The organism is Streptomyces tubercidicus, assembly GCF_027497495.1.
In the GTDB taxonomy this organism is placed as follows: Bacteria; Actinomycetota; Actinomycetes; order Streptomycetales; family Streptomycetaceae; genus Streptomyces; species Streptomyces tubercidicus.
In genome coordinates, this window is the sequence record NZ_CP114205.1 from 1,817,875 (window position 1) to 1,842,992 (window position 25,118).

Genomic DNA, 25,118 nt, shown 5'->3' on the forward strand with positions numbered 1-25,118 from the left:
CTCAGGCCAGGGCTGCGGCGTCCGACGGCTGCACGCCGTCGAGCAGGGTCGAATCGCCCATCTCGCTCAGGACGAGTGCCAGTGCGCCGAGCACCTCCGCGCGGCCGCCGAGCGTGCCGGGGACGATCCCCAATTGCCGTGCCGCGCTGGGGATCGCGTACCGGGACACCGACTCACGGATCGGTGCGAGCACCAGCTCACCGGCCTCGGCGAGGTCCCCGCCGAGCACCACCCGGCTGGGATTGAGCAGATTGCACAGATTCGCCACACCACTCCCGATATGGCGGCCCACGTCCGCAATGACCCGGCGGCAGCCCGGGTCGCCCTCGCGGGCCAGCTGGACCACCCGCGCCATGGTCAGATCGGGCCCATGGCTCGGCTGCAGCAGCGGGAGGACGTACCGGGCCGCGGTGAAGGTCTCCAGGCAGCCGCGGTTGCCGCAGCGGCACACCGGGCCGGCCTCGTCCAGCGTGATGTGCCCGATCTCGCCCGCCGTGCCGCCCGGCCCGCGGTAGATCTGCCCGCTGATCACCAGCCCGGCGCCGACGCCGCTGGCGACCTTGATGTACGCCAGGTCGGCGGCCCCGCGGCCACCGCCCCAGACCAGCTCGCCCAGGGCGCCGAGGTTGGCGTCGTTGTCGACGTGGACCGGCACCCCGAGGCGCCCGGAGAGCTCCCGCCCGGGGTTCGTGCCGGTCCAGCCCGGCAGGATCGCTGTGGAGCCGAGCGTCCCGGATTCCACGTCGATGGGCCCCGGTACTCCCAGGCCGACGCCGACGACCTTGCCCGGGTCGATCCCGGTCGCCGCGATCAGCCGGTTGACCAGCTGTTCCGCCCGGTCGAAGCCCTCGGCGGCGGAGGCGTCCACATCGATCGGCTCGGCCTCCTCGGCGAGCACCTGATGGGCGAGGTTGCCGACCGCCACGCGCAAGTGGGAGTGCCCGAAATCGACCCCTACGACGATGCCCGCGTCGCCGGAGAGCGAGACGCTGCGCGCCCGCCGACCGCCCGCCGAGGTCGGCGTCACCTCAACGGTCCCGCCGTCCTTCAACTCGCGAACGATGTTGGAAACGGTGGCCGCGGACAGCCCCGTGCTCCGGGCGATCTCCGCCTGCGTGAGTGAGCCCGCCATACGCACCGCGCGTACGACCCGCTCCAGATTGGCCCGGTGCAGCGAGGACTGCGACCCTGGAGTCTCCATCGACTCATCCACTCCCGTCTGGGGCCGGGGGTGCCTCCCAGCGGCAGCTGGGGAGGCACGACGACCGCCCGCCGACCGCACCCACGTCCTTGGGGGGGGCGGCCATCGATTCAACATGTGAACCCTAAGCAGAACGCCAGCCGGGAAGTCTCGTCAAGGCGTTGAGCCCGGCATGATCGGGAAGCGGCTGATCTGGGCGGCCGCGGAGGCGTCCCGTCCGCCGTGGAAGCGCCGCGGAGCCGCCCCGGGGCCGCCCCGGGAGGCGGCGGGACGGCGTGCCGGGCAGCCCCGAAGGTGGCGCAAATCTTTCGCCCGGCCGCCCGGCACACCCGGCCCGCCCGCAATGGGCCGCCCGCCCCCGTCGGACCGGCGCCCGCTGCCCGCCGTCTACTTCAGTGCGCCGGCCGTCAGCCCGGCCACCACCTGCCGCTGGAAGACGATGTACGCGGCGAGCACCGGCAGCATCGCGATGGTCAGCCCGGCGAACAGTCCGGACCAGTCCCCCTTGTAGCCCTGACTCACCGCCAGGGCCACCAGCCCCTGCGTCAGCACCTTCTTGTCCGGCTCACCGACGTTGAGCACCGTCGGCAGCAGATACTGATTCCACTGGCCGAGGAAGTTGAAGATCCCGACGCTGATCAGGCCGGGCTTGGCCATCGGCAGCATCACCTGGAAGAAGGTGCGGGTGTGCGAGGCGCCGTCGATGAGCGCCGCCTCGGCCACCGAGGTCGGCAGCGTTCTGAAGAACCCGCTGAGGAAGAAGACCGTGAAGGGCAGCGAGTAGGCGATATAGACCAGGATCAGCCCGTGGTAGGAGTCCAGCAGCGCCATGTTCTTCATGACGAAGAACAGCGGGACCAGCGCCAGGATGACCGGGAAGCCCATCCCGCCCACGAACAGGAAATACAGGAAGCGGTTGCCCGGGAAGTCGAAGCGGGCCAGGACATACGCCGCCATCGCGCCCAGCAGCATCGTGCCGATCAGCGAACCGCCCACGACGATCAGCGAGTTGAGGAAGTACTGGCCCATGCTCGCCTTGTCCCAGGCGCGCGACCAGTTGTCGAAGTGCAGGGCCGAGGGCAGTCCCCAGGGCGAGCCGAAGATCTCGCCGTCGTCCTTGAAGGAGTTCAGCACCGCCCACAGCAGCGGCATGGTGACCAACAGGCCCCAGATCACCAGGACTCCGTGCGAGAAGACATTGAGGACCTTGCCCTCGCCGCCTCCGTCGCCGCCGGACCCGGTGCCGTCCGTCCGCTCCTGTCCGCCCCGTTGGCCGGGCAGCCGCGAGCTGCCCGGAGACGGGCGCTGCTCCTTCGTCACCCCCGGGAGGTCCGCGGGATCTGTCTGCGCACTCATCAGAACTCCAGTCGCTCGCGCCGTCCCAGCCGCATGACGACGGCCGAGAAGACGAGGGTCACGATCAGCAGGGAAACGCCGATGGCGGTCGCATATCCGGCCTGACCGTCGCGGAAGGTCTTCTGGTACACGTACAGCGGAAGGACCTCGGTCGAATAGTCGGGGCCGCCCGGACCGACGCTCATGATCTGTACGAAGGCGAAGGCCGACACGTCCAGGGCGAGAATGCCCATATAGATCCAGCCGGTCTGGACGGTGTCCCACAGCAGCGGCAGGGTGATCCGGAAGAACGTGTTGAAGCGGTTTGCGCCGTCCAGCAGCGCAGCCTCGTAGAAATCCTTCGGAATGGAGCTCATACCGGCGGAGAAGAGCACGACATAGAAGCCGACATTGGCCCACACCATCGCGGCCATCACACACCACAGCGCGATCTGTGGATCCCCCAGCCAGTCCGGCTGCACATTGTCGAGCCCGATCGCCTTGAAGAAGGCATTGAGCGCGCCGCTCTCCGGGTTGTACGCGAACTGGAACAGCAGCGCGACGATCGGTACCGACAGCACCTGCGGGAAGAAGTAGAGGATTTTATAGGTGCCCGAGCCGCGCACCCCGCCGATGACCGCCTTCTTCCGGCGGCGGCCACCGACGTTGAGCATGAACGCGAAGAAGAGCCCGAGCGAGAGCGTCACCACCGGCAGCAGCAACAACAGCGTCACGCTGTTGCCCACGGCGGACCAGAAGACATCGTCCTGGAAGAGGCGCGCATAGTTGTCGAAGCCGACCACCTTCATATCCGGACTCAGCCCGGTCCAGTCCGTGAAGGAGTAGTAAATGGCCTGCACAAAGGGCGAGATCACGAAGATCGCGTAAATCGCCAGCGGGAGGACCAAGAATCCCGCGATGAAACGGTACTTACCGTGTTTCATGCCTACCGATCCCGTTCTCTGCCTGCGTGTGCCACCACCGGTGCCGCATCGAACTTCTCGGTCAGCGCTTGTACTTCTTCACGCTGGAGTCGTCGCGGGTGTCGTCCGCATACTTCTGGATCTTCTTGATGGCCTCGTCGGGAGTCAGCCGGCCGGCCATCATCTCCCCCAGCGCGGCGACCCCGATCCGCTCCTTCTGGAGCGCCACATACCAGTCCTGCATCCGCGGATTGACGATGTTCTGCCCGGCCTTCTGCAGTGCCACCTGCGCCGATGCCAGGCCCGGCGGGAGCTTCAGCCCCTCGGTGCCGCCGTTGAGCGACGTGAGCGAGGAGACCTGTTTGATGAAATTCTGCGAGGACTTCTTGCTGAGCATGAGGCGCAGCAGTTCCATGCCGCCCTCGGCGTTACGGGCCTTCCGGGGCACGATGAAGGGCTCACCGCCCGAGGCCCAGATGGTGCCGTAGGGCATCTTGTCGGAGTCCGACAGGCTGGACGGGGCGCCGACCGCGAGATCGAAGTCCGGGTTCTTCGCGATCTGCTGCGCGGATTCGTTCTCCACCCAGGAACCGTTCGGGATGAACAGTGCCTTCCCCTCGGCCCACGCCTTCTGCGACTGGAGGTGGTCCAGTCCGGGCGAGCCCTTGAGGACATAGCCCTTCTTGTAGAGCTCGTAATAGGCGTCGAATGCCGCCTTGACCGCCGGGTCCTTCCAGGCGTTCGGCTCCAGATTGTCGATCTTCCGCAGGACCTCCGCACCACCGATCTTGGCGATGAACGGATAGAGGCTGAAGGGAAGGTAGTACGGGTACTTGCCCGGGTACGTCCAGCCCGCGACACCCTTCTTCTTGGCCTTCGCGCACAGGGCCAGCATGTCGTCCCAGGTCTCCGGGTATTCCGCGTCCAGCTTCCGCAGGTTGCCCTGGGAGTACCAGACGCCGTAGACCGTGTACGCGTAGTAGAGGATCCAGGTTTCCTTGCCGCCGAACTGGCCCATTTCGACGACACCGGGGCGCAGGGTGTCTCGCACCTTCTTGTTCGGGTCGTCGACGGAGGGCGCGTCGAGGAGCGCCGTGAGGTCGGTCAGCTGGTCCTTGCCGACCAGTGTGCCGAAGTCCATTTGTTCCGCACCGGAGTTGTCGACGAGGTCCGGTGGGTTTCCGCCGTTGAAGCGCGGCTGCAGCGTCGACTGGATCTTCTGGGTCGAGGTGAGCTTCACCTTGCCCTCGGCCTTCGGGAAGGCCTTGAGGTACTCGCTCTGGGCGTCCTTGGCGTACTTGTCGCCGAATCCGCCGTCGAAGATGACGACATCGAGACCGGCCGACTCATTGACCGCCAGCGGATTCTTGGCGGACTTCTTGCCCTTTTCGACCTTGTTATCGCTGTCACTGCCGCCGCCGGCACACGCCGACAGCATCCCCATGGCAGGTACGGCGACGATTCCCAGGGCCGCGGCTCGCTTGACCAGGTCGCGACGGTTGAATGCAGAGGTGGATCCCATGCTCAAGTCCTCGCCTTCTTCAGGACTCAGGCGGTGTACCGGAGCCACCCCGGCACCGCGGGTCAGATGAAGCTGAGTTGTACGGGATGTGCACCGGGCGCGCTAGGTAAGTGCGGGGCAGTCATGCGTTCCCGCCGTCCTCCCCGGATCCACGGCCTCGTCGTACGGCCGGTCGGACGCCGACAGGTATAGTCCACTTCCGGCGGCAGGGGCAAGATCGAATGCAGGGTTGGGCGGCAGTCTTTCCCTAGTTGAGACCTCCCCGGTATGCGGGGATTCGCCCGGCCGTCATCCGCCGGACCGCCCGGCGACACGACCGGCACACCGATCGCAGCGGCACCCTTGACACCAAAGTCCCCACGCACCTTACTTATCTCTGTTTATCTCGGCGCCATGTAACTGACAACGATGTCCATCTCGTTGAGAGGGCTCGCGTGCGGCTCAGACACCGGCACAGTCCACTACGGGCGATCGCCCGCCCCGCCGCCCTCGTGGCGGCGGCTCTGCTCGTCCTCACCGCGCCCGGCCCGGCCCAGGCCGCGCCACCCCAACCGCCGCAAGGCACAGCGGAGTTCAGCTCGTCCTTCGAATCCGGCGAACCCCGGCCGGACTGGACCGACACCGTCGAGACCGGCCCCGACGGAAAGCCCCGGACCTCCGGGGTCACCCCGGAGACCACCCCCGGGACACCCGGGATGACCACCACGACCGACACCGGCCCCCGCGACTCCCCCACCGCCAAGGCGCACGCCGGCTTCAGCGGAGGCCATGCGCTGCGCTACGCCGGTACCCACAGCGCCCACGGCCGCGGCTACTCGTACAACAAGATCTTCGACGTCGATGTCCCGGTCACCGCTGCCACTTCGCTCTCCTACAAGATCTTCCCCGAGATGGCGCAGCGCGATCCGGACTACCCGGCGACCCATGCCGCCGTCGATCTGGCCTTCACCGACGGTACGTACCTCAGCGAGCTGTCCGCCGTCGACCAGCACGGCACGCCGCTGACGCCCCGGGGCCAGGCCGCCGCCAAGACGCTCTTGGTCAATCAGTGGAACAACCGGGAGGCGCGGATCGGCGCGGTCGCCGCGGGCAAGACCGTCGACCGGATCCTGGTCGGCTATGACGCCCCGTCGGCGCCGGGGACCGCACCAGCCTTCCGCGGCTGGATCGATGACCTCACCCTCGCGCCGAAGGCCCCCGACAAGCCGCTCGCCCATCTCGCCGACTACGCGGTCACCACCCGCGGCACGCTCTCCAGCGGCAGCTTCTCGCGCGGCAACACCTTCCCCGCCACCGCGGTCCCCAACGGCTTCAACTTCTGGACCCCGGTCACCAACGCGGGCTCCTCCGACTGGCTCTACGAGTACGCACGGAAGAACAACGCCGACAACCTCCCCACCCTCCAGGCGTTCAGCGCCAGCCATGAGCCGAGCCCGTGGATGGGCGACCGGCAGACCTTCCAGGTCATGCCGTCCGCCGCGGCCGGTACCCCGGACGCCTCGCGCACCGGCCGGGCGCTGCCGTTCCACCACGCCAACGAGACGGCCCGGCCGCACTACTACGGCGTGACCTTCGACAACGGCCTCAAAACGGAGATCACCCCCACCGACCATGCCGCGCTGATGCGGTTCACCTTCCCCGGCGACCGGGCGAGCCTGATCTTCGACAACGTCAACAACAAGGGCGGGCTGAGCCTGGACACCGGGCGCGGGATCGTCACCGGCTTCTCCGACGTCAAGAGCGGACTGTCCGTCGGCGCCACCCGGCTGTTCGTCTACGGCACCTTCGACGCCCCGGTCACCGGCGGCGGCAGGCTCGACGGCGGGGGCGGCAAGGACGTCACCGGCTATCTCCGCTTCCGGCCCGGCGCGGACCGCACCGTGACGATGCGGATCGCGACCTCGCTGGTCAGCGTGGACCAGGCGAAGGCGAATCTGACCCGGGAGATTCCCGACGGCGCGACCTTCGCCGGCGTCAGGGACCGGGCGCGGTCGCAGTGGGACGGCCTGCTGGGCCGTATCGAGGTCGAGGGCGCGAGCCGCGATCAGCTCACCACCCTCTACTCCAACCTCTACCGGCTCTACCTCTATCCCAACTCCGGCTTCGAGCGGGTCGGTTCGCGCAGCCGCTACGCCAGCCCGTTCTCGCCGCAGACCGGCCAGGACACCCCGACCCACACCGGCTCGAAGATCGTCGACGGTGAGGTGTATGTCAACAACGGCTTCTGGGACACCTACCGGACGACCTGGCCGGCCTATTCCCTGCTCACCCCGAAGCGTGCGGGGAAAATGGTCGACGGCTTCGTCCAGCAGTACAAGGACGGCGGCTGGATCTCCCGCTGGTCCTCGCCCGGCTATGCGGATCTGATGACCGGGACGAGTTCCGATGTGGCGTTCGCCGACGCCTATGTCAAGGGGGTGGAATTCGATGCCGAGGCGGCCTATGCCGCGGCCGTCAAGAACGCCACCGTCGCCCCGCCGCATCCCGGAGTCGGCCGCAAGGGCATGACCACCTCCCCCTTCCTCGGCTATACGAGCACCGATACCCGCGAGGGCATGTCCTGGGCACTGGAGGGCTACCTCAATGACTTCGGTATCGCCCGTATGGGCAAGGCGCTGTACGAGAAGACGAAAAAGCCCCGCTACAAGGAAGAATCGGCCTATTTCCTGAGCCGCGCGCAGAACTACGTCAAGCACTTCGACCGCCGGGTCGGCTTCTTCCAGGGCAGGGACGCCCGGGGCAACTGGCGGCTGCCGCCGGCCACCTTCGACCCCCGGGTCTGGGGCCACGACTACACCGAGACCAACGCCTGGACCTTCGCGTTCACCGCACCGCAGGACACCCGGGGCCTGGCCAACCTCTACGGCGGCCGGGCCGCCCTGGCCAAGAAGCTGGACGCCTACTTCTCCACCCCGGAGACCGCGTCCAAGGAATTCGCCGGCTCCTACGGTCAGGTGATCCATGAAATGACCGAGGCCCGCGACACCCGGATGGGTATGTACGGGCACAGCAATCAGCCCTCGCATCACATCGCCTATGTCTATGACGCGGCGGGACAGCCCTGGAAGACCCAGGAAAAGGTCCGCGAGGCGCTGTCCCGGCTCTACCTCGGCAGTGAGATCGGCCAGGGATATCCGGGCGACGAGGACAACGGCGAGATGTCCGCGTGGTACGTCTTCAGCGCGCTCGGTTTCTACCCGCTGGTGATGGGCCAGGGCGAATACGCGGTGGGCTCCCCGCTCTTCACCAAGGCCACGGTCCACCTGGAGAACGGCCGCGATCTCACCGTCAACGCCCCGCGCAACAACGCCCGCAATGTCTATGTCCAGGGCCTCCGGGTGAACGGCAAAGCCTGGAACTCCACCGCGCTGCCGCACCGGCTCCTCGCCCGCGGCGGCACCCTGGACTTCACCATGGGCGACCGGCCGTCCGCCTGGGGCACCGGAGCGCACGCCGCCCCGGCCTCGATCACCCAGGACGACCGGGTACCCGCCCCGCCGCAGGACATGACCGGCCCCGGCGGCGGCCCGCTCTTCGACGACACCTCCGCCACCTCGGCCGAACTGACCGGTACCCCGGTCGCCCTGACCCGGCCCGCGCGGGTCACCTCGTACACCCTCACCTCGGCGGACCGTGCCAAGGCCCCGGCCGGCTGGACCCTGGAGGGCTCCCCGGACGGAAAGCGCTGGACCCGGCTGGACCACCGCGACGGCGAGTCCTTCACCTGGGACCAGCAGACCCGGGTGTTCGCCGTCCCGCAGCCCGGCGCGTACCGGCACTACCGGCTGGTGCCCGGCGGCACCGGCACCCTCGCCGAGATCGAGCTGCTCGGGACGCCGTAACCCCAAGGGCCGGTGAAGCCCGGACACGCGGACGGGCCGCACCCCCTCGACCGAGGGAGTGCGGCCCGTTGTGCTGCCCGCCGGGACTTACTTGCGGATCAGCGAGCGCAGCACGTACTGCATGATGCCGCCGTTGCGGTAGTAGTCCGCCTCGCCGGGGGTGTCGATGCGGACGACCGCGTCGAACTCGACGCCGCTGTCCGTGGCGACCTTGACGGTGCGCGGGGTGGTGCCGTCGTTCAGCTCGGTCACGCCGGTGACCGAGAAGGTCTCCTCGCCGGTCAGACCGAGGGACTCGGCGGACTGGCCCTCCGGGAACTGGAGGGGCAGCACGCCCATGCCGATGAGGTTCGAGCGGTGGATGCGCTCGTAGGACTCGGCGACGACGGCCTTGACGCCGAGCAGCGCGGTGCCCTTGGCCGCCCAGTCACGGGACGAACCGGAGCCGTACTCCTTGCCGGCCAGGATGACCAGCGGGGTGCCGGCGGCCTGGTAGTTCTGCGAGGCGTCGTAGATGAACGACACCGGGCCGCCGTCCTGCGTGAAGTCGCGGGTGTAGCCGCCCTCGGTGCCCGGCGCGATCTGGTTGCGCAGGCGGATGTTGGCGAAGGTGCCGCGGATCATGACCTCGTGGTTACCACGGCGCGAGCCGTAGGAGTTGAAGTCACGACGCTCGACGCCGTGCTCGGTGAGGTACTGACCGGCCGGGGTGTCGGCCTTGATCGCACCGGCCGGGGAGATGTGGTCGGTGGTGACCGAGTCGCCCAGCTTCGCCAGCACGCGGGCGCCGGAGATGTCGGAGACCGGGGTGGTCTCCATGGTCATGCCCTCGAAGTACGGGGGCTTGCGCACGTAGGTGGACTGCGGGTCCCACTCGAAGGTGTTGCCGGTCGGGATCGACAGCGCCTGCCACTGGGCGTCACCCGCGAAGACGTCCTGGTAGGACTTGTTGAACATGTCCTCGCCGATGGCGTTGGCCACGACGTCGTTGACCTCGGCCTCGGTCGGCCAGATGTCCTTGAGGAAGACCGGGTTGCCGTCGGTGTCGGTGCCCAGCGCGTCCTCGGTGATGTTCACCTTCATCGAACCCGCGAGGGCGTACGCGACGACCAGCGGCGGGGACGCCAGGTAGTTCATCTTGACGTCGGGGTTGATCCGGCCCTCGAAGTTACGGTTGCCGGAGAGCACCGAGGTGACAGCCAGGTCGTGCTCGTTGACGGCCTTGGAGACCTCCTCCGGCAGCGGGCCGGAGTTGCCGATGCAGGTGGTGCAGCCGTAGCCGACGAGGTTGAAGCCGACCTTGTCGAGGTACGGGGTCAGCCCGGCCTTGTCGAAGTAGTCGGTGACGACCTTCGAGCCCGGCGCCAGGGTGGTCTTGACCCACGGCTTGCGGGTCAGGCCCTTCTCCACGGCCTTCTTCGCGACGAGCGCGGCGGCGACCATGACGTACGGGTTCGAGGTGTTGGTGCAGGAGGTGATGGCCGCGACCGTCACCGCACCGTGGTCGATCTCGTAGGTCGAGCCGTCGGGGGCGGTGACCGTGGTCGGGCGGGTCGGCACGCCGTTGGCGGCGGCCGGGGAGTCGGAGGCCGGGAAGGACTCCTCGCCCGCCTCGTCCGCGTCGGAGACGTAGTTGAGGACATCGCGCTCGAACTGCGTGGCGGCGTTGGCCAGGACGATCCGGTCCTGCGGGCGCTTCGGACCGGCGATCGACGGGACGACCGTCGCCAGGTCCAGCTCCAGCTTCTCGGAGAAGTCGGGCTCGGCGGCCGGGTCGAGCCAGAGGCCCTGCTCCTTGGCGTACGCCTCGACGAGCGCGACCTGCTGCTCGTCGCGGCCGGTCAGGCGCAGGTACTTCAGGGTCTCGTCGTCGATCGGGAAGATCGCGGCGGTGGAGCCGAACTCCGGCGACATGTTGCCGATGGTGGCGCGGTTGGCGAGCGAGGTGGCGGCGACGCCCTCGCCGTAGAACTCGACGAACTTGCCGACGACACCGTGCTTGCGCAGCATCTCGGTGATGGTCAGCACGAGGTCGGTGGCGGTGGTGCCGGGCTTGAGCTCACCGGTCAGCTTGAAGCCGACGACGCGCGGGATGAGCATCGAGACCGGCTGGCCGAGCATCGCGGCCTCGGCCTCGATGCCGCCGACGCCCCAGCCCAGCACACCGAGGCCGTTGACCATGGTGGTGTGCGAGTCGGTGCCGACGAGGGTGTCGGGGTATGCCTGGCCGTTACGGACCATGACCGTACGGGCCAGGTGCTCGATGTTGACCTGGTGGACGATGCCGGTGCCGGGCGGGACGACCTTGAACTCGTCGAAGGCGGTCTGGCCCCAGCGCAGGAACTGGTAGCGCTCCTTGTTGCGGCCGTACTCCAGCTCCACGTTCTGGCCGAAGGCGTCCTTCGTGCCGAACTTGTCGGCGATGACGGAGTGGTCGATGACCAGCTCGGCCGGCGCCAGCGGGTTGATCTTCGCCGGGTCGCCGCCCAGCTCCTTGACGGCCTCACGCATGGTGGCGAGGTCCACGACACAGGGCACGCCGGTGAAGTCCTGCATGATCACGCGGGCCGGCGTGAACTGGATCTCCTGGCTGGGCTGGGCCTGCGAGTCCCAGCCACCGAGCGCTCGGATGTGGTCGGCGGTGATGTTCGCGCCGTCCTCGGTGCGGAGCAGGTTCTCCAGCAGCACCTTCAGGCTGTAGGGAAGACGCGCGGCGCCTTCGACCTTGTCCAGCCGGAAGATCTCGTACGACTCGTCGCCCACCTGCAGCGTGCTGCGGGCGTCGAAGCTGTTCGCCGACACGACAGTCTCCTTCATGCATGAATTCGCGCGTACCACCGCAATGCTGCCGTCACCGTCCTTGCCCCATCCGCTAAGGTGAGCCTAAGTTAGGTATGCCTTACTGGCGCGGCAGCGGTACGCCTCTCGGCAGATATCTCGATGTCGAGATAACTCTAATACATCGCCGCGTCCTGGTCATGCCCTGGCCGGGGTGCGCTGTGCCCGCGATGTTTGATCCGGATCACCGAAGGCCGCCGGTCCGTACCGCGTCGCGCGAGAAAAAGCGCAGGTCAGGCAGCCATGTCACATTCTGCCGAGCCGATCCGTCGTGATGTGTGCAAGCCCTGACACGCAGGTGCGCGAGCACTGCACACTGAGGAGATCACCATGAGTGCCCGTTTGGACGCCTTCAGCAGCCCGACCGTAGGCAAGGTCTTCAAGCACATCATCGCGGCAGGCAAGGTGCTGGAGGACTCGACGCTGCCGATCGCGACGCAGGAGCTGGTGCGGCTGCGCGGCAGCCAGATCAACGGGTGTGGTTTCTGCACCGATATGCACAGCAAGGACGCCGCCGCTGCCGGTGAGACCTCGGTACGCCTCCACCTGGTCGCGGCCTGGCGGGAGGCCACCGTCTTCACCGAGGCCGAACGGGCCGCCCTGGAGCTGACCGAGCAGGGCACCCGTATCGCGGACGCGGCCGGCGGGGTCACGGACGAGGCATGGGCGAACGCCGCCAAGCACTACGACGAGGAGCAGCTGGCCGCCCTGGTGTGCGCGATCGCCCTGATCAACGCCTTCAACCGGGCGAATGTCATGATCCAGCAGCCCGCGGGGGACTACCGGCCGGGCCAGTTCGGCTGATCCGGGGTACCTGGCCGGGGCGGGAAAAGGCGGCGAGCGGAGGCCGGGCGAGCGGCAGACTGCCCTCATGACTGCCGCTTCGGATCCCAGGACCGACCTCCGCCGCTACCTCCAGTCCGCCCGCGATGCCCTGCTGTGGAAGCTCGAAGGGCTCTCGGAGTACGACATCCGCCGCCCGCTGACACCGACCGGTACCAACCTCCTGGGCATGGTGAAACACGTGGCCAGTGTGGAACTGGGCTACCTCGGCGACACCTTCGGACGCCCGTCCGGAGAGCCGCTGCCCTGGCTCGAAGACGCTGCCGAGACCAACGCGGATATGTGGGTCACCGCCGACGAGTCACGTCAGCAGATCGTGGAGCTGTACCGCCGGGCGTGGGCACACTCCGACGCGACCCTGGACGCGCTGGCGCTGGACACGGTGGGCAGGGTTCCGTGGTGGCCGAGCGGCAAGGGCGAGGTGACGCTGCATCACGCCGTGGTGCGCGTGATCGCCGATACGCACCGGCACGCCGGGCACGCCGACATCCTCCGGGAACTCATGGACGGTGCCGTGGGGATGAACCAGGGCAACGACAGCATGGTGCCGGGCGACTCGGCGTGGTGGGAGGACTACCGGAACCGGGTGGAGCGGGCGGCTCAGGAGGCCGGCGGGGAGGCGTAGCCGGTCACTCGGGGCCGAGGACCGGGTCGACGCCGGTCAGATCGCGGCTGGCGGTCCACAGTCGCGCGGCGGTACCGGCGTCGGCCAGGTGGTCCCAGAGGGGCTCGGTCACGGGTCTGCCTCGCAGGCCGAAAACCCGGGGCCCCCACAGCTGGCCGCCGCGCACGTCCGGGTCGAGCACCGCCCGTACGGCGGGCCACGCCCCGGATTCCTTGCCCTGGACGAAGAGGCCGAGCGGCAGCCCGCGCAGCCGCTCACCCGTGGAACGGACCCGGACCGGCGGGCGGGAGGGGGTGAGCGAGTCGAGCGCGCCGCCGGGATGGGCCACCACGCTGAGCGTCGCGCTGCCCGCAGCGCGCAGCTGGCGGTCCAGCTCGACGCCGAAGAGCATCTGTGCCAGCTTCGAGCGCCCATAGGTGCGCTTGGGGCGGTAGTCGTGGGCGCTCTGGAGATCGTCGAGATCCAGGCGTTCGGACTTGGCTGCGAAGCTGCCGGTGGTCACGATCCGGCTCTCCGGTGTGGCCGCGAGCAGGGGGGCCAGCCACCCGGTCAGGGCGAAGTGCCCCAGGTGGTTGGTCGCGAACATCAGCTCATGGCCGTCCCTGGTTTCCCGGCGCGGAGGGTGGTCGAGCGCCACTCCGGCGTTGTGGACGACCGCGTCGAGACGGTCCAGCCCGAGCGCGGCCACCGACGTCCTGAGCGAGGCCGGATCGGCCAGGTCCAGACGCAGATGCCGCACGCTGGCACCGGGCACGCGGGCGCGGATCGAAGCGGTCGCGGCTTCGGCCTTCGCCGGGTCGCGGCTGCCGAGCACGACCGTGGCCCCGGTGCCGGCGAGCTGCTCGGCGACGAAGTACCCGATGCCCGCGTTGCCGCCGGTGACCAGGAAGTTCTTGCCCTCGGCGGACGGGAGCCGGTGGACGTCCCACTCCTGGGTATTGCCTGCGGAGACCATCGCGGGTTCCTTTCTGTCGGACCGGTCCGGCGGCGACCGCGACCGGGACCGCATCCTTCTCAGCGGTGCCGTCCGTGCCTACGGTCCCGGAGGCGGCCGACAGCGCGCCGACAGTCCGCTGTCCGCCGCCGACAGCGGGCCGACACGACACGTATGTGCCCTCAAAGCGGCGCGCCGACGGCGGAGCCCGTCCCCGCCCGATGCCCGGAATCCCGCACACGGGCACCCCTCCGGCTCCTACGCTGACGCCGTGACGGCTACCCCCGAACCCGCGCCCCCTCGCCCGTCCTTACCCGCCGACACGGCCCCACCAGCTGCCGCTCCGCCGCCTGCCGCCCCACCACTTGCCGCCCCACCAGCTGCCGTCACACCACCTGCCGCTCCGCCCCTCTGGCGCGACCGGCGGTTCGTGCTGCTGGCCTCCGCCCGCACCATCTCGGTCCTCGGGAACGGCTTCGCCCGGGTGGCGCTGTCCTTCGCGGTGCTGGCGCTACCGGGGGCGGGCCCCGGGCAGCTGTCGCTGGTGCTGGCCTGTCAGGCGGTGCCACAGCTGCTGTTCGTCCTCGCGGGCGGGGTGATCGCGGACCGGATGTCACGCTCCCGGCTGATGGTCGTCACCGATCTCGTCGGCGCCGCCGCGTACGCCGCACTCGCCGTCATGGTGCTGACCGGGCATGCCCCCCTACTTGCGCTCTGCGCACTGGCGGCGCTGGCGGGTACGGCCACCGCGCTGTTCTCCCCCGCGATGGACGGCGTCATTCCGCTGCTCGTCCCCGCCGCACGGCTCCAACAGGCGAACGGGCTGCTGCGGATCGGTATGAACAGCTCGATGCTGCTGGGGCTCGCGCTGTCCGGTGTGGCCGTCGCGGTCGTCGGAGCGGGCTGGGCGCTGGCGCTCAACGCCGCGTCGTTCGTGGTGAGCGCGCTGCTGATCCGGGGCCTCCGGCTGCCCCCGCGGGCCCGTACGGGGTCGTCGGGGTGGGCCGATCTGCGGGACGGCTGGCGGGAGTTCGCCGGGCGGCAGTGGCTGTGGGTGGTGGTCGCGCAGTACTCGGTCGTCGTCGCCGCGCTCAACGCCAATGCGGGGGTGCTGGGACCACTGATGGCCGAGGACGCGCTGGGCGGCGCACGGTCCTGGTCGCTGATCGTCGCCGCGCAGGCGCTGGGCACCCTCGCCGGCGCCGGGCTGGCCGCCCGCATCCGGGTGCGCCGCCCGGTACTGACCGCCGTACTGGCCACCTTCCCGCTCGCGCTCCCGATCGCGCTGCTCGGCCTACGGGCGCCGGTGCCGTGGATCGCACTCGCCATGTTCGGTTCGGGCATCGCCTTCGACATCTTCGGTGTGCTGTGGACGACGACCATCCAGCGGGAGGTCCCGGAGGCGGCACTGTCCCGCGTCAGCTCGTACGACTGGTTCGGCTCCCTGGCCTTCGCCCCGCTCGGCCTGCTGATCGCCGGGCCGGTCGCGGCACGGATCGGCGTCGGCCCCGCCCTCACCGGCTGCGCCGCCCTGATCGTCCTCGCCTCGGCCGCGGCCCTGCTCTCGCCCCAGGTACGCCGCGTCCGTACACCGGAGTTGTAGCCGACGGGCGGGAATGCGGACAAATACGGAGCAAGCGAGAGGAGGGAGTAAGGGCGAGCCAATGTCAGCCCCATCTCATATCTGAGATACGGTCACCCCATGACAGACGACTACCTCGTACGTATCGGCAGGCTCATCCGTGACGCCCGGCAGCACCGTGGCTGGACACAGACGCAGCTCGCGGAGGCTCTGGGCACCAGCCAGAGCGCCGTCAACCGCATCGAACGCGGGAATCAGAACATCAGCCTTGAGATGATCGCCCGTATCGGCGAGGCTCTCGACAGTGAAATCGTCTCGCTCGGCTATGCCGGGCCGATGCATCTGCGGGTGGTCGGCGGACGCCGGCTCTCCGGCAGCATCGATGTGAAGACGAGCAAGAACGCGTGCGTGGCGCTGCTGTGCGCCACGCTGCTGAACGCGGGCCGCACAACTCTGCGCCGGGTGGCCCGTATTGAGGAGGTCTACCGCATCCTCGAAGTCCTGGGCAGCATCGGCGTACGGACCCGGTGGATCAACGACGGCAACGACCTGGAGATCATCCCGCCCGCCGAGCTCGACCTCGACTCGATGGACACCGAGGCGGCCCGCCGCACCCGCAGCGTCATCATGTTCCTCGGCCCGCTGCTGCACCGCATGGACCACTTCAAGCTGCCGTACGCGGGCGGCTGCGATCTCGGTACCCGCACCGTCACGCCCCACATGACGGCCCTGCGCCACTTCGGCCTGGAGATCACCGCGACCGACGGCACCTACATCGCCGAGGTGGACCGCAGCGTCGCCCCCAAGCGCGCGATCGTCCTGACCGAACGCGGCGACACCGTCACGGAGAACGCGCTGCTCGCCGCCGCCCGGCACGACGGCGTCACGGTCATCCGCAACGCCTCCTCCAACTACATGGTCCAGGACCTCTGCTTCTTCCTGGAGGAGCTGGGCGTCCGGGTCGACGGCATCGGCACCACCACGCTCACCGTCCACGGCGCCGCGCACATCGAACGCGATGTGGACTTCGCGCCGTCCGAGGACCCGGTCGAGGCAATGAGCCTGCTGGCAGCGGCAGTTGTCACCGAGTCCGAGCTGACCATCCGCCGGGTCCCGGTGGAGTTCCTGGAGATCGAACTGGCCGTCCTCGAAGAGATGGGCCTGGACCACGAGCGCAGCGCGGAGTACGCGGCCGACAACGGCCGCACCCGCCTCATCGACCTGACGGTCCGCCCCTCCAAGCTCCAGGCCCCGATCGACAAGATCCACCCGATGCCCTTCCCGGGCCTCAACATCGACAACGTCCCCTTCTTCGCGGCCATCGCGGCCAGCGCCCAGGGCCAGACCCTCATCCACGACTGGGTCTACGACAACCGCGCCATCTACCTGACGGACCTCAACCGCCTCGGCGCCCAGGTCAAACTCCTCGACCCACACCGCGTCCTGGTCGACGGCCCCACCCGCTGGCGCTCCTCAGAAATGATGTGCCCCCCGGCCCTCCGCCCCGCCGTAGTAGTCCTCCTCGCCATGATGGCCGCCGAGGGCACCTCCGTCCTGCGCAACGTCTATGTCATCAACCGGGGTTACGAGGACTTGGCGGAACGGCTGAACTCTATTGGGGCGCAGATTGAGATCTTTCGGGATATTTGACGTGACGATGCCGCCGCGCCCCGTGTGACCTGCACTGATGGGGTCAGAGGGGTGCGGCGGCCCCTCTGGCCTCAACTCGCCGCGCGGCGGGCCACGGTTGTCGCGAAGGTCGTGGCGAGCATCGCCGCGGTGGCGCCGATCAGCAGAGTCGGGGGCATGCCCGCCGGCAGACCGTCGGGGCCGCGCAGGGCGCCCATGAAGTCGAGGGGTGTGATGCCGTTGACCGTCGCGTACCACAGCGGTAGGTACGCCGCTTGGAAGAGTCTGTGGGTACGGCTGAGCGTGCCGAGGACCAGGGCGAACGAGGGGATGAACAAGGCGCCGAGGAACCAGTGCAGCAGTCCGGGTCCGTCCGATCCCGTGACCATCCGCAGGGCCGGGCCGATTCCCGCCACGGCGGTGAGCAGAAGACCTGCTCCCCATTCCGCCAGCACCCGCCTGCGGGCGGCCGGATAGGCGCCGAGGAGGGCCTCGACCCCGTGCTCGTGCCGCTGCGTACCGAGCCGTGACCAGATGAGCACGGGCCAGATCCAGGCGAGCGGCAGCAGGATCCTGGTGACTCCGGTCGCCGGCGTCACCATCTGGGACACGGCGGTGAGGGTCAGTACACCGGCCCACCACCACAGCGGGATGCCCTGGAGCAGGACGCGCACCTCGCCGACGAGCAGCCGTACCGCCGAGTTGCCCCACTTGACCTGGGTCCGCGGTACGTTGCCCAAGGTGTCGGACCGCGCGCTCCCCGGCTCCTCCTGGATGACCACGGTCGGCACGGGCGGGGGCGCGCTTTCTTCCCGGTCGTCGGCGGACCGTGCCGACGGCGGATCCTGGAGTTCCCGCCCGCGGGCCGGGTCGAACCGGGGGAACCAGAGGGCCGGTGTCAGGGCCAGCGCGATGGCGATCAGGATGAGCAGGCAGCGGGTGAGGAGGTACTCGGAGTTCGGGTCGAATCCCGCCCAGTCGAAGGTCTTCAGGGGCTTGCTGACCAGGGTGAGGCCGAGGCTGAATTCACCGGCCCGGGAGGGATCGATGCCCTGTGCCGTCATGCTGTCGCCCAGGGACCGCACCACCTGGTGGACACCGATCCCGCCGAGCGGCGCATGCGGCGACTGGCCACCGATCGCGAGGAAGGCCCAGACGAAGAACCAGAGCACGTTTCCCAGGCCCGCCCGCAGAAGCGGGATGGCCTCGAAGAGCAGGGCGGCTGCCGCGGTCAACGCCATGAGCGGCAGCGCGATCAGGGCGAAGGGGCTCAGCAGATCGACGGGGTCGACCGCGGTCGCCTCACCGCGGGCCAGCTGCATCACCACTGCCGTGACGGCGAGGACGCCCAGCATGGACGCAAGTACCAGGACGCTGCTGAGGAACTTCGAGGCCAGGTAGGCCACGTTGCTCAACGGTGTGGCGGCCAGAAGGCGTCCGACACCGGTGCTCTGGTCGCGCGAGATGGCGTTGCGCACGACGTAGAAACCACCGAGCGACAACCACACCGCGCCGGCCAGGGCAACGACCATGCCGATGTAGGCACTGTTGTATGTGCCGCGATAGTCACCGACCTGCATCACGACCCAGCCGGCCTCCTTGGCCGGGGTGGCGAGGTAGCCCAGGCCCACGGCGGCGAAGAGGATCACCGCATAGGCAGGGCGCCGTACCCGGTCCCGGAAATCTGCGACGGCGAGCCTGAAGAGCATGCGCATGACTACCTCCCCCCGGGGTGCCGCGGACCTGCAAACTCCCGTGTCCTGCTGACCACTTGGCCGACGATGGCCAGGTAGGCGTCCTCCAAGTCGGGCGTCACCTGCTGCGCCGTCGCGTACGGCGGCACTTGGGTCAGCAGGCGTACGCGTACGCCGCTGCTGGTACGTACCAGACGGCTGACCAGGTGCCGCTGCTGGAGCGCGGGCACATCGGCCGGGTCGGCAAGGACCTCCCACACCCAGCCCTCCACGGCGGCGAGCAGATCCTCCGGGGAACCGCGGCGCAGGAGGCGGCCCTGCGCCACCACCGCGATGTCGGAGGAGACCGACTCGACGTCCGAGACGATGTGCGTGGAGAGCATGACCACGCGGTCGGCGGCAAGCTCACTGAGCAGATTGCGGAAGCGGACCCGCTCCTCGGGGTCGAGACCGGCGGTGGGCTCGTCCACGACGATCACTTGCGGATCGGCGAGCAGAGCCTGGGCGATCCCGACCCGGCGCAGCATCCCGCCGGAATACTTGCCGAGGGGGCGTTTGACCGCCTCGGTGAGGTTGACCAGTTGGAGGAGTTCGTCGATGCGGGCGCGTGCGGAGCGGGCCGAGAGCCCCTTGGCCGCCGCAAGGTAGGAGAGGAACTCCCGCGAGGTGAGATGGGGGTAGACCCCGAAGTCCTGGGGGAGGTAGCCGAGCGCGCGGCGCAGCACGTCCGGCTTGGCGACCACGTCGGTGCCGTGGAAAAGGACCCTGCCGCTGGTGGGGCGGGTGACCGTCGAGGCGATCCGCATGAGCGAGGACTTGCCCGCACCATTGGGGCCGAGCAGGCCGAGCATTCCGTTGTCCAGACGCATCGTCATGCCGTCCACGGCACGCTTGCCGCCGCGGTAGACCTTGGTGATATCGACGAGTTCAAGCATGGTGTCCCGCTCCCTGGGCGCAGGGCCGGACACGGCCGGCGCGGCCGGTGAGAACGGTGCCTGCGGCGAGGACGACACCTGCCATGACCTTCCATGGCCACGTACGAGGAACCACGATTGCCTCCGGTTACGTCATTGAGCGGTGGCATCGAGATTCGCCGTCCGGGCAGCTGGGCACATCTGCCGTTCGGTAGATATCGGTGATTCGGCTTTCTCGGTGGTCAGGGGCCGGCCGACCCCGCCCCCCATTCATCTTGGATCTGACGCACCGTCACCACCAAACAGCGCCCCACCATTACCCCACCCTCAAAGCTGCCCCTCCGGAGTGAGGACCACGAACTCCGCGCCCGACGGGTCCGTGCAGACGGCGAGGCGGCCGACGCCCTCGGCTGTTTCGGGACCCATGGAGAGGGTGCCGCCGTTGCCGGTTGTCAGGCCGACGGTGGCGTCGCAGTCCCGGGAGGCGAATACCGGGTGCCAGTACGGCTTCCCGCCGGGGCCGAGCAGGTCCGCCGGGACGCCCATGAGGCCGCCGTGCATGCGTTCCTCGCTGCAGCCCGCGGGGGTGAGCAGGGTGTAGGTGCCACCGCCGCCGGGGAGCGGCATGTCCTGTGTGCTCCAGCCGAGGACGGACGTGTAGAAGGTCTGCGCGGCGGCCGGGTCGGTGGTGTAGAGCTCGGTCCAGACCAGCGTGCCCGGCGCGTCCGCGGCCTCGAAGCCCGGGTATCTGGCCGGTTCCCAGACGGCGAACTCGGCCCCCTGCGGGTCCGTGAGCTGGGCGAACCGTCCGTCGTCCGATCCGACGCCGACCGGCGCCACGCGAACCGTGCCGCCCGCCCGTTCCACCGCCTGGGCCGCGGCATCCGCGTCGGGGGTGTGGAAAAAGAGCGTCCAGGCGGAGCGGGCGCCGTCCTCGGTGAGCGGGCCGACCGCGCCGACGGCCTTGCCGTCCAGCCGGAAGAGGGTGTATCCGCCCGCGTCCCGGCCGCCGTGCGGTTCGGACTGCCAGCCGAACACGGCCCGGTAGAAGGCCGTTGCGGCCTCGACATCCGGGGCGCCGAGATCGAGCCAGCAAGGGGAGCCGGGAACGAAGTCAGTAGTGATCATGGCGATTCCCTTCGCGGAATCCTCTCTGCTGTCAGCCTGACATCCGGCACCGGCGCTCGCCCGTCGGCCGGGGGCCGGGAGCCGACCGCCGGAAGCCAGGAGCCAGGAGCCGGGAGCCAGGAGCCGGGAGCCGGGAGCCGACGGCCGTATCCGTGTCCCTTCCCGTGCCCGTCTCCATGCCCGTCTCCGTGCCCGCGCCCGCCAGTCTGACGTGCGCTCGTCAGGACCGCCCCCGGTACAGCTCCTTAGCGATGATCGAGCGCTGCACCTCCGTCGCGCCCTCGTAGATGCGTGGCGCACGGACCTCGCGGTAGAGGTGTTCCAGCAGGTGGCCGCGGCGTAGTGCGCGGGCGCCGTGGATCTGTACGGCGGCGTCGACGACGTACTGGGCGGTCTCGGTTGCCAGCAGTTTGGCCATGGCGGCGCGGCGGGCGAGGTCCGGGGCGCCGGTGTCGTACGCCGAGGCTGCCGCGTAGACCAGCAGGCGGGCGGACTCGACGCGGGTGGCCATCTCGGCCAGCTGGTGGCCGACGGACTGGAGGTCCTTGAGGGGGCCGCCGAACGCGGTGCGCGCGCCCGCGTGCGTCAGCGCCGCGTCCAGCGCGGCCTGCGCCATGCCGACCGCGAAGGCGCCGACGCTCGGCCGGAAGAGGTTGAGCGTGGCCATCGCGACGGCGAAGCCGCTGTCCACTTCGCCCAGCACATCCGCCCTGGTCACGGGAGTGCCGTCGAAGACCAGGGTGCCGATCGGGTGCGGGCTGAGCATGTCCAGATGCTCGCCGGTCAGGCCCGGACGGTCGGTGGGGACGAGGAAGGCGGTGACCCCGCGGGCCCCCGCCGCGCCGCCCGTCCGGGCGAAGACGGTGGCGAAGTCGGCCTCGGGGGCGTTGGAGATCCAGCACTTCTCGCCGGTGAGCCGCCAGCCGTCCGGGCCGTCCGGCTCGGCGGCCAGGGACAGTGCGGCGGCGTCCGAGCCCGCGCCCGGCTCGCTCAGCGCGAAGGCGGCGACCGCGCGGCCGGCGGCCACCTCGGGCAGCCAGCGGGCGCGCTGGGCGGCGGTCCCGGACTGCACCACCGGATAGGCGCCCAGGCCCTGTAGTGCCAGCGCGGTCTCCGCCTCCGTGCACTCCTGGGCGAGGGATTCCCGCAGCAGACACAGGTCCAGAGCGCGCAGCGCGCCGTCGGCGGGGAACAGGCGGCGCAGCAGGCCCAGTTCGCCGAGGGCGGCGACCAGCGGGCGGTTGACCCGGCCCTCCTCGCCCTTCTCCGCCAGCGGGCTCAGCCGTTCGGCGGTCAGCGCGCGCAGTTCGGCGCACCATTGCTGCTCGTCCGGTCCCAGCGCGAATACGGTCACGAGGCGGCTCCCTGGTAGCGGTCCTCTATCGCGGTCTGTTGACTGCCGTCACGAACACGTTACGCTGACGACGGATCCGAACGGCAGTAGTCGACCGCAGTGGTCGACGGCAGTACTCGACCGCAGAACGAGCAGCCAAGCGAGCAGTCCCGACCGGTTTCCGCACCGGATTCCGCACCGGCCTCCACCGTCCCGCATTCCTCTCCCGGCCGCGCGTCGGCCATCCTGGCCCTCACGACACCGCCCTAGGGGGCACCCGTCATGGAGCTACGGTCCTCGGCACATACCGACACCTTCGCGCGCGACCGGCTGCCGCCCCGCGAGCAGTGGCCGCAGCTCACCGATCTGGGCTATCCCGACCGGCTGAACTGCGGTGCGGAGCTGCTGGACGGCACCATCGGGCGGCTCGGGGCCGAGCGGCCCGCGGTGCGTGACGCGAGCGGGCCGGTGTGGACGTACGGGGAGCTGCGGGCGCAGGTGGACGCGATCGCGCATGCGCTCACCGACCGGCTGGGGGTGCGGCCGGGTAACCGCGTGCTGCTGCGCGGCCCCACCACGCCCTGGCTGGCCGCCTGCTGGCTCGCCGTGATGAAGGCGGGGGCGGTCGCGGTGACGGTGCTGGCCACCCAGCGTCCCGAGGAGCTCGCCACGATCTGTGCGCTGGCGCAGGTGCGGTATGCGCTGTGTGAGGTGCGGGCCGTTGATGATCTCGTCAAGGCCGAGGTCCCGGGGCTGCGGATCACGACGTACGGCGGGGACGGGCCCGGCGATCTGCGGCAGCTCGCCCGGCCGGGCGGCGCGCCCTATCCGGCCGTGGCGACCTCCGCCGACGATGTCGCGCTGATCGCCTTCACCTCGGGCACCACCGGGCGCCCCAAGGGCTGTATGCACTTCCACCGCGATGTGCTCGCCATCGCGGACACCTTCTCGGCGCAGGTGCTGCGCCCGGAGCCGGACGATGTGTTCGCCGGCAGTCCGCCGCTCGGTTTCACCTTCGGCCTCGGCGGGCTCGTCATCTTCCCGCTGCGGGCGGGCGCCTCGGCCCTGCTCGCCGACTGGGGCGGGCCGGAGCAGCTGCTCGGCGATATCGCGGCGCACCGGATCTCGGTGCTGTTCACCGCGCCGACCGCCTATCGCGCGATGCTGCCCAAGCTCGCCGGGCACGATGTCTCCTCGCTGCGCCGGTGTGTGTCGGCCGGGGAGAATCTGCCCGCCGCGACCTGGCAGGGCTGGCAGGAGGCGACCGGACTGCGGATCATCAACGGCATAGGCGCCACCGAGCTGCTGCACATCTTCATCTCGGCCGCCGACGACGCGATCCGCCCCGGGATGACGGGCCTGCCGGTCCCCGGCTACCAGGCGCGGGTGGTGGGCCCGGACGGCGCACCGCTGCCGGACGGCGCTCCGGGGCTGCTGGCGGTACGCGGGCCGACCGGCTGCCGCTATCTCGCGGACCCCCGGCAGACGGAGTACGTACGGGACGGCTGGAACCTCACCGGGGACACCTACGTCCGCGAGCCGGACGGCTACTTCCGCTATGTGGCCCGCGCGGACGACATGATCATCTCGGCCGGGTACAACATCGCCGGTCCGGAGGTGGAGGACGCGCTGCTGCGGCACCCCGATGTGACCGAGGCGGCGGTGGTCGGCCGGCCCGACGAGGACCGCGGGCAGGTGGTCGTCGCCCATCTCGTGCTGCGGGCCGGGGTCCCCCGGGACGACGACACCGTCGCCGCGCTGCGCGCCTTCACCAAGACCCGGATCGCGCCGTACAAGTGCCCGCGCGAGATCGTCTTCCACACCTCGCTGCCGCGCACCCCGACCGGCAAGCTCCAGCGCTTCCGGCTGCGGGGACCCGATCTAGAGTGACCCGGTGAACGACCAGCAAACGCAGCGCACCCCACGGTCCCTGATCGTCACGTTCTACGGCGCCTACGGGCGCGGCGGGCCCGGTGCTCCGGGAGGCCCGGCCGCTCCGGTGCCGGTGGCCGCCCTGATCCGGCTGCTCGGTGCGCTCGGGGTCGATCCGCCGTCGGTGCGCTCCGCGGTCTCCCGGCTCAAGCGGCGCGGGCTGCTGGCCCCCGCGCGGACGGCCACCGGCGCGGCCGCGTACGGGCTGTCCGACGCGGCCCGCCAGCTGCTGGACGACGGCGACCGCCGGATCTACGCCCGGCCCGCCGCGCGGCTCTCCGACGGCTGGGTGCTGGCCGTCTTCTCGGTCCCCGAGGAGGAGCGGCACAAACGGCATCTGCTGCGCTCCCGGCTGGCCCGGCTCGGTTTCGGCACCGCCGCGCCGGGTGTGTGGCTCGCCCCCGCCCAGCTCTACGAGGAGACCCGGCACACCCTGGAGCGGCTGCAACTGGACCCGTACGTCGACCTGTTCACCGGTGCGCACGCCGGTTTCGCCCCCACGGCGGACGCGGTCGCCCGCTGGTGGGACCTGGACGCGATCGCCGCACAGCACCGCGCCTTCCTCGACGAGCAGGAGCCGGTGCTCCAGCGCTGGTCGCGGCGCCGCTCGGTGCCCCCCGAAGCGGCCTACCGCGACTATCTGCTGGCGCTGGACGCCTGGCGCCACCTGCCCTACGCGGATCCCGGACTGCCCTCTCCCCTCCTGCCTGAGGACTGGCCGGGCGGCCGCGCTGCCGAGGTGTTCGGCCGGCTGCACACCAAACTCCGGGCCGCCGGGGCCCTGTACGCGCACGAGGCGATGACCGGGGCGCAGGGCCTGTCTTAGCGACCCCCGCGCACCGG

The 25,118-nt window shown here is 69.8% G+C and carries 17 protein-coding genes; 7 read left to right on the plus strand and 10 right to left on the minus strand.

All coding sequences use genetic code 11. The features are described from left to right. Position 1: 1 nt before the first annotated feature. From STRTU_RS07805 to ngcE, 4 genes are all read right to left on the minus strand, one after another. On the minus strand, positions 2-1,201 hold the full coding sequence (locus STRTU_RS07805; RefSeq protein ID WP_159742875.1) for an ROK family transcriptional regulator: 1,200 nt from the start codon (positions 1,199-1,201) through the stop codon (positions 2-4). Positions 1,202-1,588: 387 nt separating this feature from the next. Then, positions 1,589-2,557 carry a carbohydrate ABC transporter permease gene (locus STRTU_RS07810; RefSeq protein WP_159742876.1) on the minus strand — a complete coding sequence of 323 codons (969 nt, stop codon included), beginning with the start codon at positions 2,555-2,557 and terminating at the stop codon, positions 1,589-1,591. Further along, complete coding sequence (locus tag STRTU_RS07815; RefSeq protein WP_159742877.1) at positions 2,557-3,480, minus strand: carbohydrate ABC transporter permease; 924 nt, start codon at positions 3,478-3,480, stop codon at positions 2,557-2,559. The genes STRTU_RS07810 and STRTU_RS07815 overlap by 1 nt, the downstream gene beginning before the upstream one ends. 61 nt (positions 3,481-3,541) lie before the next feature. Continuing rightward, a complete protein-coding gene (ngcE, locus tag STRTU_RS07820; RefSeq protein WP_159742878.1) occupies positions 3,542-4,981 on the minus strand; it encodes an N-acetylglucosamine/diacetylchitobiose ABC transporter substrate-binding protein in 1,440 nt (479 codons plus the stop codon). Between the two features lie 434 nt (positions 4,982-5,415). Between ngcE and STRTU_RS07825 the strand changes: the two genes are divergently transcribed. Continuing rightward, positions 5,416-8,823 (plus strand): GH92 family glycosyl hydrolase, encoded by a 3,408-nt coding sequence (locus STRTU_RS07825; RefSeq protein ID WP_159742879.1) that lies wholly within the window; start codon positions 5,416-5,418, stop codon positions 8,821-8,823. Between the two features lie 87 nt (positions 8,824-8,910). On the opposite strand, the gene acnA is transcribed toward STRTU_RS07825, so the two are convergent. Then, the gene (gene acnA / locus STRTU_RS07830) at positions 8,911-11,625 is read right to left on the minus strand and encodes an aconitate hydratase AcnA (protein ID WP_159742880.1); all 2,715 of its coding nucleotides are present in this window, start codon (positions 11,623-11,625) and stop codon (positions 8,911-8,913) included. Positions 11,626-11,991: 366 nt separating this feature from the next. On the opposite strand from acnA, the gene STRTU_RS07835 reads away from it, so the two are divergent. Together STRTU_RS07835 and STRTU_RS07840 are read left to right on the plus strand one after the other, a co-directional pair. Next, on the plus strand, positions 11,992-12,465 hold the full coding sequence (locus STRTU_RS07835; RefSeq protein ID WP_159742881.1) for a carboxymuconolactone decarboxylase family protein: 474 nt from the start codon (positions 11,992-11,994) through the stop codon (positions 12,463-12,465). 67 nt (positions 12,466-12,532) lie between these two features. Further along, positions 12,533-13,129: a DinB family protein gene (locus tag STRTU_RS07840; RefSeq protein ID WP_159742882.1), complete on the plus strand. Its 597-nt coding sequence runs from the start codon at positions 12,533-12,535 to the stop codon at positions 13,127-13,129. A 4-nt stretch (positions 13,130-13,133) separates the two neighbouring features. Here the strand turns inward: STRTU_RS07840 and STRTU_RS07845 are convergent, their stop codons facing one another. Then, entirely contained in the window at positions 13,134-14,084 is a 951-nt protein-coding gene (locus STRTU_RS07845) for an SDR family NAD(P)-dependent oxidoreductase (protein WP_159742883.1), read from the minus strand. A gap of 250 nt (positions 14,085-14,334) precedes the next feature. Between STRTU_RS07845 and STRTU_RS07850 the strand changes: the two genes are divergently transcribed. Next, positions 14,335-15,666: an MFS transporter gene (locus STRTU_RS07850; RefSeq protein WP_159742884.1), complete on the plus strand. Its 1,332-nt coding sequence runs from the start codon at positions 14,335-14,337 to the stop codon at positions 15,664-15,666. Positions 15,667-15,765: 99 nt separating this feature from the next. Then, positions 15,766-17,295, plus strand: coding sequence for a helix-turn-helix domain-containing protein (locus STRTU_RS07855; RefSeq protein ID WP_159742885.1), 1,530 nt, complete (start codon positions 15,766-15,768; stop codon positions 17,293-17,295). Between the two features lie 71 nt (positions 17,296-17,366). Here STRTU_RS07855 and STRTU_RS07860 read toward each other — a convergent pair whose 3' ends face one another. The 4 genes from STRTU_RS07860 to STRTU_RS07875 form a co-directional block, all read right to left on the minus strand. Then, on the minus strand, positions 17,367-18,989 hold the full coding sequence (locus STRTU_RS07860; RefSeq protein ID WP_159742886.1) for an ABC transporter permease: 1,623 nt from the start codon (positions 18,987-18,989) through the stop codon (positions 17,367-17,369). Between the two features lie 2 nt (positions 18,990-18,991). Further along, on the minus strand, positions 18,992-19,903 hold the full coding sequence (locus tag STRTU_RS07865) for an ABC transporter ATP-binding protein (RefSeq protein WP_159742887.1): 912 nt from the start codon (positions 19,901-19,903) through the stop codon (positions 18,992-18,994). Between the two features lie 306 nt (positions 19,904-20,209). Continuing rightward, complete coding sequence (locus STRTU_RS07870) at positions 20,210-21,010, minus strand: VOC family protein (protein ID WP_159742888.1); 801 nt, start codon at positions 21,008-21,010, stop codon at positions 20,210-20,212. Positions 21,011-21,230: 220 nt separating this feature from the next. Continuing rightward, positions 21,231-22,364 (minus strand): acyl-CoA dehydrogenase family protein, encoded by a 1,134-nt coding sequence (locus STRTU_RS07875; protein WP_159742889.1) that lies wholly within the window; start codon positions 22,362-22,364, stop codon positions 21,231-21,233. 261 nt (positions 22,365-22,625) lie between these two features. Here STRTU_RS07875 and STRTU_RS07880 point away from each other — a divergent pair, with 261 nt between their 5' ends. Together STRTU_RS07880 and STRTU_RS07885 are read left to right on the plus strand one after the other, a co-directional pair. Next, complete coding sequence (locus STRTU_RS07880) at positions 22,626-24,233, plus strand: AMP-binding protein (RefSeq protein WP_159742890.1); 1,608 nt, start codon at positions 22,626-22,628, stop codon at positions 24,231-24,233. A 4-nt stretch (positions 24,234-24,237) separates the two neighbouring features. After that, positions 24,238-25,101: a PaaX family transcriptional regulator gene (locus tag STRTU_RS07885; RefSeq protein ID WP_159742891.1), complete on the plus strand. Its 864-nt coding sequence runs from the start codon at positions 24,238-24,240 to the stop codon at positions 25,099-25,101. The last annotated feature ends 17 nt before the right edge of the window (positions 25,102-25,118 follow it).